At 47.7% G+C, this 11,856-nt stretch carries 11 protein-coding genes; 9 read left to right on the forward strand and 2 right to left on the reverse strand.

Annotated features, from left to right (window positions below; translation table 11 throughout):
- The 6 genes from cysD to LDL40_RS10670 form a co-directional block, all read left to right on the forward strand.
- The coding region (gene cysD / locus LDL40_RS10645) for a sulfate adenylyltransferase subunit CysD (RefSeq protein WP_300995325.1) at positions 1-437 on the forward strand (437 nt) is incomplete at its 5' end.
- Entirely contained in the window at positions 437-1,855 is a 1,419-nt protein-coding gene (cysN, locus tag LDL40_RS10650; RefSeq protein WP_300995326.1) for a sulfate adenylyltransferase subunit CysN, read from the forward strand. The genes cysD and cysN, both read left to right, overlap by 1 nt.
- A 2-nt stretch (positions 1,856-1,857) precedes the next feature.
- Entirely contained in the window at positions 1,858-3,594 is a 1,737-nt protein-coding gene (locus tag LDL40_RS10655) for an SLC13 family permease (protein ID WP_300995327.1), read from the forward strand.
- 9 nt (positions 3,595-3,603) lie between these two features.
- Entirely contained in the window at positions 3,604-4,197 is a 594-nt protein-coding gene (gene cysC, locus LDL40_RS10660) for an adenylyl-sulfate kinase (RefSeq protein ID WP_300995328.1), read from the forward strand.
- Entirely contained in the window at positions 4,197-4,967 is a 771-nt protein-coding gene (gene cysQ / locus LDL40_RS10665; protein WP_300995329.1) for a 3'(2'),5'-bisphosphate nucleotidase CysQ, read from the forward strand. The genes cysC and cysQ overlap by 1 nt, the downstream gene beginning before the upstream one ends.
- Positions 4,968-5,139: 172 nt before the next feature.
- Positions 5,140-5,523: a hypothetical protein gene (locus tag LDL40_RS10670; protein WP_300995331.1), complete on the forward strand. Its 384-nt coding sequence runs from the start codon at positions 5,140-5,142 to the stop codon at positions 5,521-5,523.
- Between the two features lie 9 nt (positions 5,524-5,532).
- Here the strand turns inward: LDL40_RS10670 and LDL40_RS10675 are convergent, their stop codons facing one another.
- Together LDL40_RS10675 and LDL40_RS10680 are read right to left on the reverse strand one after the other, a co-directional pair.
- A complete protein-coding gene (locus tag LDL40_RS10675; RefSeq protein ID WP_300995332.1) occupies positions 5,533-6,480 on the reverse strand; it encodes a lysylphosphatidylglycerol synthase domain-containing protein in 948 nt (315 codons plus the stop codon).
- Between the two features lie 260 nt (positions 6,481-6,740).
- Positions 6,741-8,087, reverse strand: a complete 1,347-nt coding sequence (locus LDL40_RS10680) for a sodium-dependent transporter (RefSeq protein WP_300995333.1) — start codon at positions 8,085-8,087, stop codon at positions 6,741-6,743.
- Positions 8,088-8,350: 263 nt separating this feature from the next.
- On the opposite strand from LDL40_RS10680, the gene LDL40_RS10685 reads away from it, so the two are divergent.
- The 3 genes from LDL40_RS10685 to LDL40_RS10695 all read left to right on the forward strand — a co-directional run bounded on the left by LDL40_RS10685 (position 8,351) and on the right by LDL40_RS10695 (position 11,575).
- Positions 8,351-9,862, forward strand: coding sequence for a thioredoxin-like domain-containing protein (locus LDL40_RS10685; protein ID WP_300995334.1), 1,512 nt, complete (start codon positions 8,351-8,353; stop codon positions 9,860-9,862).
- Between the two features lie 39 nt (positions 9,863-9,901).
- A complete protein-coding gene (gene rsuA / locus LDL40_RS10690) occupies positions 9,902-10,594 on the forward strand; it encodes a 16S rRNA pseudouridine(516) synthase RsuA (RefSeq protein WP_300995335.1) in 693 nt (230 codons plus the stop codon).
- A gap of 252 nt (positions 10,595-10,846) precedes the next feature.
- Positions 10,847-11,575 (forward strand): complement resistance protein TraT, encoded by a 729-nt coding sequence (locus LDL40_RS10695; RefSeq protein ID WP_300995336.1) that lies wholly within the window; start codon positions 10,847-10,849, stop codon positions 11,573-11,575.
- Positions 11,576-11,856: the final 281 nt, after the last annotated feature.

Raw genomic sequence — 11,856 nt, forward strand, 5'->3', positions numbered from 1 at the left:
GGGACCCGAAAAATCAGCGCCCTGAGCTGTGGCATACCTACAACGGTCAGGTCAATAAAGGCGAAAGTATCCGGGTATTCCCGCTGTCAAACTGGACAGAACTGGATATCTGGCAATACATCTATCAGGAAAAAATCGACATAGTGCCGCTGTATTTTGCCGCTGTGCGCCCAGTAGTGGAACGCAACGGTACGCTGATTATGGTGGATGACGAGCGTATGCCGTTGAATCCGGGTGAAGTGCCAGAGCAAAAACTGGTGCGTTTCCGCACTTTAGGCTGTTACCCGCTGACTGGTGCTATCGAATCTTCAGCCGACAGCCTGACAGGCATTATCGAAGAGATGCTGTTGTCGACTTCCAGTGAGCGACAAGGCCGGGTGATTGACCACGATTCCAGTGGTTCTATGGAAAAGAAAAAACGTGAGGGGTATTTCTGATGTCAGTCGCCAATGAATTAGCCCAAGTAGGCATTGAGCAGTATTTAGAGCAGCAGCAACATAAATCGCTGCTGAAGTTTTTAACCTGTGGTTCAGTCGACGACGGTAAAAGTACGCTGATTGGCCGTTTATTGCATGACAGTCAGCAAATTTATGAAGATCAACTGGCCGCTTTGCATAAAGACAGCAAAACCCATGGCACCACAGGGGAGACTATAGATTTAGCTTTGCTGGTCGATGGTTTGCAGGCGGAGCGCGAGCAGGGCATCACCATAGATGTGGCTTACCGGTATTTCTCCACCGACAAACGTAAGTTTATTATTGCCGACACGCCTGGCCATGAGCAGTACACCCGCAATATGGCGACAGGGGCTTCAAACTGTGATCTGGCTATTATTCTGGTGGACGCCCGTTATGGTGTGCAAACCCAGACCCGCCGTCACAGCTTCATCTGTTCATTATTGGGTATTAAGCAGTTTGTCGTTGCCATCAATAAAATGGATTTATTAGGTTTTGACCAGCAGCGGTTTGAGCAAATTAAACAGGATTACCTGCAGTTTGCTGCGCAGTTGAACGTGCCTTCTATCCAGTTTGTGCCGCTGTCAGCGCTGAATGGCGACAACGTGGTACACAGCTCCACGCAAACGCCCTGGTATCAGGACGGTCCTTTACTGAGCTTATTAGAAAAGGCGCCGGTCACAGGTTTTAACTGGCAAGCCGAAGCCCGTTTGCCGGTGCAGTATGTCAGCCGCCCTAACCTGGATTTCCGTGGTTTTGCCGGTACCATCGCCAGCGGCAGTTTTAAAGTTGGTGATGCTATTGTGGCTTTACCTTCAGGCAAAGGTTCTACTATCAAGTCGATCGTCACTTTTGATGGCGAATGGCAGGAAGCTGTTGCGGGTCAGGCGGTAACGCTGACGCTGAAAGACGAAATAGATATCAGCCGTGGCGATGTGATAGTACCTGCGACTCATCATGCCGCAGTATCGAACCGAATTCTGGCCAAAGTGGTCTGGATGCATGAAGAGCCACTGCTGATTGGCAAAAGCTACAACATTAAACTGGCGACGAAAAAGGTCAGCGGCAAAGTTACAGCTATTGCTCACAGCATAGATGTAAATACCTTAGCCGAACATCAGGCCGACAAGCTCGAGCTGAACAGCATAGCGCTGGTTGAGCTGGAGCTGACCGAAGCCGTTGTGTTTGACCCTTATGCACAAAACCGCGATACAGGTGGCTTTATCTTTATCGACCGCATTAGCAACATCACAGTGGGTGCCGGTATGGTCGACAGCGCTTTGGCCAGTGTCAGCAGCAAGGCAGAATTCAGCGAATTTGAGCTGGAACTGAATGCTTTAGTACGTAAACATTTCCCACACTGGCAGGCACTGGATTTAAGCCAGCTGACAAAAGGCTAAGCATGAGTCTGGAGCAGTACGGCGTATTCGCTATTTTGGCAGGGTTGATTGCCCTGTTGACGCTGACCAGGCTGTCGGCGGCCTGGGTGTTCGGCGCAGTGGCCGTACTGACCTATTTAACGGACCTTTTAAACGTCCAGCAGTTTGCCGCCAGCTTTACCGACTCTTCGTTGCTAACGCTGGTGTTGTTATTGCTGGTGTCCATCGCGTTGGAGAAAACCCGCTTAATCAGTTGGGTCGGGCAGCAGCTCAATAATGGTGGCTTAAGAACCGTATTAACCCGATTGTGGGTCTCTACAGCTGTGTTGTCGTCCTTTACGGCTAATACTGCTGTGGTGGCCAGCTTAATAGGTGCTATTAAACGCAGTCAGAAGTTTGCGCCCAGTAAGCTGATGTTGCCTATGGCCTTTGCTGCTACTTTTGGTGGCACCCTGACGCTGATAGGTACGTCCACTAACCTGGTAGTCAACAGCTTTTTAGATAAAGCAGGTTTGCCTTTACTACAGTTTTTTACCACCACAGCGGTAGGGGCTGGCGTGGTGCTGTCAGGCATGCTGATGATGTGGATCATCGCGAATCGTCTGCCCGTGACAGAAAAAACAATAGATGAAGCTGACTTACCTTATTTCCTTGAAGCCCGTATCAGTGCAGATTCCGTACTGATAGGCAAAACCATAGGTGAGGCAGGGCTTCGGCATTTGCGCAAGCTGTTTTTAGCTGAAATAGTACGGGGTGAGCAGAATATCGCTCCTGTCTGTCCTGAAGACCGCTTGCAGCCAGGCGATGTATTGCTGTTTGCCGGTGATATGGAATCTGTCGCTTTGTTGCAGGAAATCCAGGGTTTGACCTTATATGGCCATCACAGTATGAATGGTCAGGCGCTGGTCGAAGCTATTATCAGCCATTCCTCGAGTCTGAATGGTGTGTCATTAAAAGATGCCAAATTCCGTGAAGAGTTTGATGCAGTGGTAGTCGCAGTAAAGCGTGGGCAAGAACGCCTGCAAGGCGGTTTAGGCTCTATAGTGCTGCAAACCGGCGATACTTTATTGCTGGTGCCAGGCAAAACATTTCATCAGAACAGTAAACTAAACAAAGAATTTTTATTAGTCAATGGCGTGGACTCTGCCACCCGTTTATCCTTGCGTCGCAGTTGGGGTGTGTTATCTGCTTTTGTCGCAGTCATTGCTTTGTCGATGACAGGCGAGCTGCCTTTATTAAAGGGCCTGGTGTTATTGCTGATTGGCTTAATGGCGACAGGTATTGTCAGTCTGCAAGAAGTCAGGCGGCGTTTTCCGCTCGATATAGTGTTGATTGTAGGCGGTGCTTTGGTGTTATCGCAGGCAATGGAAAATACCGGTGTATCTGAACTGCTGGGCCAGGGCTTGTTGCAGGTTTTTAGCGGCTATCACTTATTCTGGGCTTTAGCGGCTTTGTATTTTTTCACGCTGATTTTAACTGAGCTGATGTCGAACAACGCTGCTGCAGCTTTGGCTTGTCCTTTGGCTATCAGTCTGGCCAAAGCTTTTGGTATAGACCCTATGCCTTTGATTATGGCGGTGTTATTTGGTGCCAGTGCCAGTTTTATCTCGCCCTGGGGTTATCAAACCAACTTATTGGTTTATACGGTTGGTAACTACAAACTCAGCCAGTATGTCAAAGTAGGTTTGCCTATGGCTTTAGCCTATTCGATAGCCGTACTGGCGTTAATACCCTTGTTTTTCCCTTTTCAGTCCTTGTAAGGAATTTTTATGAGTCAGGTTGTTTGGCAAAACTATCAAATCAGCCGCGCCGATCGTGAGCAACAAAACGGTCATCAGGGCGTTGTATTGTGGTTTACCGGATTAAGTGGCGCAGGAAAATCCACAGTGGCGAATGCCTTAGAACAGGAATTGGTAAAACGTAAAGTGCACAGCTATTTGCTGGACGGCGACAATGTCCGGCATGGCCTCTGTGCTGATTTAGGCTTTAGCGAAGCAGACCGCACTGAAAACATCCGTCGAGTCGGCGCTGTCGCAGGTTTAATGCTTGATGCGGGCCTGGTGGTGCTGAGTGCTTTTATTTCGCCTTACCGTGCCCAGCGGCAGGCGATAAAAAACAGCCTGCCGGACGGCAAGTTTTTAGAGATTTATATCGCCACTTCGTTGGATGTGTGCGAACAGCGGGACGTTAAAGGTCTATACCAAAAAGCCAGAAGAGGTGAGATCAGTCACTTCACTGGTATTTCTGATCCTTATGAAGCCCCAGAGCAACCGGATTTAACTATAGATACAGCGCAACAAAGCCTGGAACAAAGTGTCGAACAGCTAATCGCTTTACTGACGGACAAAGGAGTTCTGAGCTAATGCTAAAACTGACAGAGGACTTATTGCAGCAAGTACGACGTATAGCCGTTGCTGCAGGCGAAGCCATTTTAACTGTGTATCAACGTGATTTTGTTGTGGAACAAAAAGACGATGATTCGCCCTTAACTGAAGCCGATTTGGCCGCGCATCAGCTGATTCTGACAGAACTGACCAAGCTGACTCCCGATGTGCCTGTGTTATCCGAAGAAGCGGCAGATATTCCCTGGTCAGAGCGCCAGCAATGGACTGAATACTGGCTGGTCGACCCTTTAGATGGCACCAAAGAATTTATCAAACGCAATGGCGAGTTCACCGTCAATATCGCCCTTATTCAACAGGGTGAGCCTGTGCTTGGCGTCATTCACGCCCCGGTATTGGATAAAACCTATGCCGCTGCTGAAGGGGTCGGAGCGACCCGGCAACAGCATGGTTTAACCGAAACTATCAGAGTGGCATTAACGCCAGCCGCAGGCGAAGTGGTGAGAGTGGTCGGCAGCCGCAGCCATTATAGTGCGGACATTGAAGACTATTTAAGTCGCTTCCCTAAGCACGAGCTGATAGCGGTTGGCAGCTCACTGAAGTTTTGTTTAGTGGCTGAAGGCAGTGCACATTTGTATCCACGTTTTGGCCCTACTATGCTGTGGGATACAGGCGCTGGTCATGTGATTGCCAAAGTGGCGGGTGCTCATGTGGAATATCAGGGGATAGCTAATCCAGCTTATCACAGAGAAAACCTGAAAAACCCGAATTTTCTGGTTAGCGCCTTATAATTCAGCGGGTTAAACTAAATACTACAAAATAATACTGTCTTGTCTTACCAAAGCAGCCGATAATGTATGTGCCAGTCATCTGAGTCGCGGTGTCGATAGACGGGCGGGTACAAGACCAGCCCCTACAATGTTCACTTTGCTGGATCTGGGTATATAGGCAGTTGAGGTGGGTATGAATCTGTTAAGTCGGTTGCATAAGGCTCCGATCCGGGTATTGCGATTACAACGGCGTAAAAGTATGTCGCGTATTCGCTTTAGCATGATCCGGCTTCGCATGGCCTTGTCGCAGGAAACGGATGAAACCAGACGTATGCTGATTATTTATCAGCGTTCTTTGCAGGGAAAGGCCACACAGGCTGAGATGCGTTTTGCCAATCATCAACTGGTCGATGTATTAAGAGCTACAGGCCTGGGTATCTTTGCTGTTCTGCCTTTTGCCCCTGTAACTATTCCTATCTTAATTAAACTTGGCCGCAAACTGGGTATTGAAGTACTGCCAAGCTCATTTCAGCCCAAGGCAGATAAACAGAAAAAACTGCCGGATTATGAATCTTAGCGGCAGACTTTAACTCTTTGTGCTTTTAAATTTCTTCAGCAACTGATCCTGCTCAAACCACACCACGATAATCAGTGAAATGGCAAAAGGGATCAGCAGATAAAACAAGCGGAACACCAGCAATGCGGCAATGACATCGGCCGGATTCACTTCAGGTAAGGCCAGCAAAAACATTACTTCCAGTACACCCAATCCACCAGGCGCATGAGACAAGAGGGCTGCAGAAAAAGACGCCAAAAAGATCCCTAACACCATAAAATAGCCAGGGTTACTTTGTTCCGGCAGGGCGTAATAAATAATGGCGGCCGCGGCCAACAACTCCAGTGGAGCTACAATTAATTGACGGCATACCAGTGAAAATCGTGGGTATTCCAGCTTTAACTTCCATAGGTTGATACAGCCCCTGTCGGTCAGGCTGCCCCATAAATACAGCGCAACCAGAAATAACATACCAGCACCAAGTAAGAAGGCTATCCATTCTGGTATAGCCTTGTGAAAATGGGCGGGTAAGCTGGGCTCCACCATAAGCGCTATGCCACCCAACAAAATACTGCCAAGGGCAAAAGTAAAAGAGCAAAACGCGACCAGAATACCTACTTCACCTGCTGTTAATCCTTGCGAGCGATAAGCCCGGTAGCGCACTACAGCGCCTGAAAACACCGAAGCACCAAGATTATGCCCTATAGCATAAGCGGTGAAGGAAGCGACAGAAATAAAGGTCCAGGATACTTTTTTACGCAGATGAGATAAGGCCAGCCTGTCGTAACCTGCTAAAGCCACGTACGCAAAGACAGTCGCCAGCGCAGCCATCAGCCAGCCATGCAGAGAAATGGCTTCAAGGCTTAGCACTACATCTTCATAGGAGATGTCTTTTAACTGCTCAAGCAGCACATAAATTGAAAATGCTACAGCGACCAAACCCAGCAGTGGCCAGAAGTAGTCTTTTTTTATCATCATCTCAATCCTTGTCTGGCCACAGTGTTCAATCTGAATGATCAATACGGTGACAACACGACTTGTCTTGTCTGCGTCCGAAAGCTAACTTGCGAAAGAGGCTGCAACGGACTTAATGGTTATAACAACAGGGCTATCTCAGCATCCACAGCAGGCTTTGGCAAGCAAAGCCGTGTTGTTTGGTGGTTAGCTGCTTAAAACTAGAGCAGAATAACTAAAAACCGGCAGCGCGCAGATGAGGCTACCGGTATTTTCCTGGTTTCTTAACTACCTTTAATGGTCATTATGGCTACTATCGCAATCAGCACAGGTGAAACCACCGCGGCCAGTAACCAGTATATTTTCTGCACAGCAGCTGGCACTTCTCCTGCCAGAATAGTTTTAATCTGCGGCCATACCCTCCAGCCAACAAAAGTTGCTGCAAACATACCGCCTAATGGCATCAGTACATTGGACGCCATAAAATCCATTGCATCAAAAGGTGTTTTGCCGAAAATAGTATAACTCTCCATGCCGCCACCAAAGGACAATGCCGCAGGTATGCCTAGTAGGGTGTAATTCACTATGGCCACCAGCACTGTAGCAATTTTACGATCCATGCCATATTCATCGATCAGAAAGGCGACCACAGGTTCCAGAATAGAAATGGACGAAGTGACAGCTGCAAACAGCAACAAACAAAAGAAAATTAATGCCAGTACCTGACCCCCGGCCATCTGGGCAAAAAGCGCTGGCATTGTGATAAAGGTTAAGCCTGGACCAGCTGCAGGGTCTACGTTAAAGGCGAATACAGCAGGTAAAATCATTAAGCCGGCCATCACTGAGGCTAACGTTGCCAGACCCGCTATCCACAAACCAGCGTTCACCACTTTGGTTTCAGGGCTTAAATAAGAGCCGTAAGCGACCATCAGGCCAGCGCCTACAGACAAGGAGAACACAGCTAAACCTAAAGCATCCAGTACCATTTTAATGCTCAATTTGCTCCAGTCCGGCGTAATAAAGTACATCACCCCTTCTATAGCACCAGGCAAGGTCAGACTGCGCCATACCATCACTAACATCAGCACAAAAAGTGCGGGCATCAGAATTTTACAAATACGTTCAATACCAGACTGCACACCTGCAATCACAATGACTGCTGTGATGATCATAAACAGAGCTGTATAAATTAAAGAGGCTGTCGGGTTGGCAATAAAATGAGTAAAAGTATCACTTAACACTTTAGCGTCAGTGGTCAGCACTGTGCCTTGTATGGTTTGCACTATATAAGCTATGGTCCAGCCACCTACTACACAGTAGAAACCGAGAATTAAAAACACCCCAAGCACAGAAAGCCAGCCAGCGACATGCCAGTAGCCTTTGCCCATAGCACGGTAGGCTGAAGTAGCTGATTTCTTAGCGGTACGGCCTATCATCATCTCGGCCAGTAACATCACTACACCAACAGAAAATACGCAGGCCAGATAGACTAATAAGAATACGCCGCCGCCATTGGCACCTGCGACATAAGGGAATTTCCAGATTGCGCCAAGGCCCACTGCAGAGCCTGCTGCCGCTAAAATAAAGCCGATACGCGAACCCCAGCTGCCGCGTGTTGTAGAGTTAGTCATGCTTATCTCTTATTTAGTTATAGTTTTTTTGGACCTGTTTATCTGCGCTGTGCATTTTAATCGACAATTTTCGTCTACAAGCCGCAGAAGTTACACCTTGGTGCAGCAGCAAGATAGAGGAATTCCGAGTCAAAAAGCAACCAAAAATCTGCCGCTGTCATTAATCTCTCGTTAAACTCTGGTTAGTTTAGGTAAAACAATGAACGAATTTGGCAGAAACACCGTTCTATAGTATGGAAGAGCTATCTGACCAGGAGTCACTAATGCGTTTTAAACTAATAATCTGGATTTTCATCATGAGCTGTAGTTTAACCTTTGGCCTCGCCAAAGCCTCGGCCCGCACTAATAGTGTTGAATTTCCTGCTGGCTTACCCTGGGTGAATGTGACAGAGCCTCTGACCATGCAACAACTCAAAGGCAAAGTGGTGTTGTTGGATTTCTGGACTTATGGCTGCGTTAATTGCATTCATGTGATCCCGGATCTACACAAGCTGGAACAGAAGTATGGCGACAAATTGGCGGTGATCTCAGTGCATTCGCCTAAGTTCGACAATGAAAAACAGTTGAGCACTTTAACCTCTATAGTACGGCGTTATGGCATACAACATGCGGTACTGAATGATGTCGATTTTCAGCTCTGGCGCTCCTATGCAGTGAGGGCCTGGCCTACTTTTGTTCTGATAGGTCCGGATGGTAAATATGTTGGCCAAACCTCAGGGGAAGGCCGTTATGATGTATTGGATCAGGCGATAGAGCAGTTACTGGCTGAGTTTAAAGGTGAGCTTAACCTCAAACCTTTGCCGATTAAATTGCTGGACCCTCTGAATACGGCTTTAGCCGCGCCTGGCAGTTTAACTGTCGATCAGCGTTATATTGCCATCAGTGATACTTTGCACCATCAAATTCTGTTGCTGGACCATCAGGGCAAATTAATCAAACGTTTAGGTTCTGGTATTGCAGAATTAAAAGACGGCCATAGCGACAGCAGCGCTTTTTCATCGCCTCAGGGCCTGGTGCTGACGGACAAAGCCCTGTACGTGGCTGATACAGGCAATCACGCTATTCGCCGCATTGATTTAACCAGTTTTCAGGTGACGACTATTGCAGGCAACGGTGAATTGGCGCAGGGCCGTTTAGTGCCTGGTTCTACACCGACTCAGGTTTCCTTGCGTTCACCATGGGATTTAGCGCTGGACAAGTCCACCTTATATATTGCTATGGCAGGGAGTCATCAAATCTGGACTCTGGACTTACTGAGTTCACAACTGAAAGTTTTTGCTGGTACAGGGCAGGAAGCTTTGCTGGATGGTAAACGTACTGATGCAGCCTTTAACCAACCCAGCGGTCTGGCGTTAGCAGGTGGCAAGCTATGGGTCGCTGACGCTGAAGCCAGTGCTGTGCGTGAAATAGACCTAAGCTCAGGCAAAGTCGATACTTTAGTGGGACAGGGGTTATTCGAGTTTGGTTTAAAGGATGGTGGTTTCAAACGCGCTTTGCTGCAACACAATAAAGATGTAGTGGTGCTGGATCAAAATACACTGGCAGTAGCAGACACCTATAATCACAAAATCAGGTTACTGGACTTGGATGAAGAGCAGGTGATGACTCTGAGTTTAGGCACTGAACTGAACGAGCCAGGTGGATTGGCGGTATTTAATGGTGAACTTTATATAGCGGACACCAATAACAACAGGATATTACGCTGGCATTTAAAAGACCAGAAGCTGACTGAAGTGCAGGTGCCTGCTGCAGCAAAACTGGAGTCTGCCCCCTGATCTGGTTACACTGGAAATAGAAAATCCAGGAAACTCAAAATGCGTTTAGATAAGTTTATTTGTGATTGTACCGGTCTGACCCGCAGTCAGGCCGGTAAAGTAATACGGCAAAAACTGGTAACAGTGAACGACGAGCTGGCCAAACAACCTGCCTTGCAACTGAAAGCCTCAGACAAGGTTTGTTTAGATGGTGAAGAACTGCAGTTGATTGGGCTGCGTTACATCATGATGCACAAACCTGCTGGTTATATCTGTTCCACCGAAGACCCGGATCACGACACAGTATTTGCTTTGATGGACGAACCTCTGTTGGAACGTTTACATACAGTAGGGCGTCTGGATTTAGACACGACAGGCATAGTGTTGATCACGGACGATGGTCAGTGGTCACACAAAATCAGTTCACCTAAACATCATTGCGCCAAAACTTACAGAGTCTGGTTGGCCGATCCTGTGCCTGAATCTGCCATAGCCCAGTTTGCTGAAGGTATTATGCTGCGTGGTGAAAAGACCTTAACTAAGCCTGCACAACTGGTGATCCTTGAACCGCATCAGGCTTTGCTGACCATCAGCGAAGGTCGTTACCATCAGGTCAAACGTATGTTTGCGGCTATTGGCAACAAAGTTGAAAAACTGCACCGCGAACAGATTGGTGATTTGCCGTTGGATCCTGATCTGGCTGAAGGCGAGTACCGCTATTTAACTGACGACGAAGTCGCTCTTTTCCGCTAATCTCCTTAAAACGAATAACTAAGGCCAGAGTAAAATTAGATTTTCAATTTAATTTTACTCTGGCCCGAATTGTTTAATTCATCTGCAATTCAGACGACTTGCCTATACTTCCCATCAACACGGCAGCAAAAGCAAATAACGGCATAGTCTGTTACAACTTTTTACCTGATGTATAAACACTTCGCCTTGGTCTGCAGCGTGCTGTCCGTTAAACTAAGCAGGTCTAATCTCATTTGTATTATGGAGTTTTGTATGTCAAAAATGAAAATCGCTGTTGCTGCTTTGGCTATTGGTACTTTGATGTTGTCAGGCTGTTCAGCCACTCATACGGCGATCAGCAAAAGGAATTTGCAAGTTCAGACCAAGATGAGTGACACCATCTTTTTGGATCCTGTTGCAGATGACAAACGCACTGTGTTTGTTCAGGTGCGTAATACCTCAGATAAACAGGGTTTATCGATTGAACCTCAGATCATCGAAGCTGTGCAGGCTAAAGGTTATCGTGTAGTGCGTGACCCTGAACAAGCGAACTTCTTATTACAGGCCAATGTACTTCAGGCTGGCGAAACAGATTTACGTGCCCAAAACGAAGCTTTTGGTAGCGGCTTTGGTGGCGCTTTAGTAGGTGGTGCTATTGGTAACCAATTTGGTAGCGGTAGTGGTCGTGCTGGCGCCACAGTAGCTGGTGCGCTGATAGGTTTAGCGGCTGACGCCATGGTGAAAGATGTTCACTACAGCATTATCACCGACTTACAAATCTCTGAACGTGCGAAAAAAGGCGTGGTTGTGCTGGAAGAAAACAAAGCCAGCTTAAAACAAGGCAACAGTGGCTATAAAAATGTCACGTCCACTGAAGAAACCGAGTGGAAACGTTACCAGACCCGTATTTTGTCCACGGCCAACCAGGTCAATATGGAATACGCCGAAGCTGAGCCTGAGTTAGTAAAAGGGCTGATGCGTTCAATCTCTGGCATCCTTTAACCCGTCGTCCTTGCTGCTGCAGCGGCGTTGACTTCCGCTTCTCGCCCCAGTCACATAGGCAACTATGCTCCTGGGGTCTCTAAGCCTCGTCGCCTTGCTGCAACAGCTGTAAGGATGGCATTTTAGCGTAATTTATCCATTTCCCAGTGGCCGCTGTGTTGTTGTCTTCGGCGGCCATTTTTTATTCGCGCCATCCCTGGCGCTCCCCCTTCGGGCCATCGTCGCTGCGCTTTGATGTTAAAAATTGCTCCGGGCAATTTTTTATTCGCTGCCATCCCTGG

The organism is Rheinheimera sp., assembly GCF_020217005.1.
Taxonomy (GTDB): domain Bacteria; phylum Pseudomonadota; class Gammaproteobacteria; order Enterobacterales; family Alteromonadaceae; genus Pararheinheimera.

Bases quoted from the DNA above. Each gene is read 5' to 3' on its own strand.
- cysN (WP_300995326.1), top strand. From the start codon at position 437: ATGTCAGTCGCCAATGAATTAGCCCAAGTAGGCATTGAGCAGTATTTA.
- LDL40_RS10655 (WP_300995327.1), top strand. From the start codon at position 1,858: ATGAGTCTGGAGCAGTACGGCGTATTCGCTATTTTGGCAGGGTTGATT.
- cysC (WP_300995328.1), top strand. From the start codon at position 3,604: ATGAGTCAGGTTGTTTGGCAAAACTATCAAATCAGCCGCGCCGATCGT.
- cysQ (WP_300995329.1), top strand. From the start codon at position 4,197: ATGCTAAAACTGACAGAGGACTTATTGCAGCAAGTACGACGTATAGCC.
- LDL40_RS10670 (WP_300995331.1), top strand. From the start codon at position 5,140: ATGAATCTGTTAAGTCGGTTGCATAAGGCTCCGATCCGGGTATTGCGA.
- LDL40_RS10675 (WP_300995332.1), bottom strand. From the start codon at position 6,480: ATGATGATAAAAAAAGACTACTTCTGGCCACTGCTGGGTTTGGTCGCT.
- LDL40_RS10680 (WP_300995333.1), bottom strand. From the start codon at position 8,087: ATGACTAACTCTACAACACGCGGCAGCTGGGGTTCGCGTATCGGCTTT.
- LDL40_RS10685 (WP_300995334.1), top strand. From the start codon at position 8,351: ATGCGTTTTAAACTAATAATCTGGATTTTCATCATGAGCTGTAGTTTA.
- rsuA (WP_300995335.1), top strand. From the start codon at position 9,902: ATGCGTTTAGATAAGTTTATTTGTGATTGTACCGGTCTGACCCGCAGT.
- LDL40_RS10695 (WP_300995336.1), top strand. From the start codon at position 10,847: ATGTCAAAAATGAAAATCGCTGTTGCTGCTTTGGCTATTGGTACTTTG.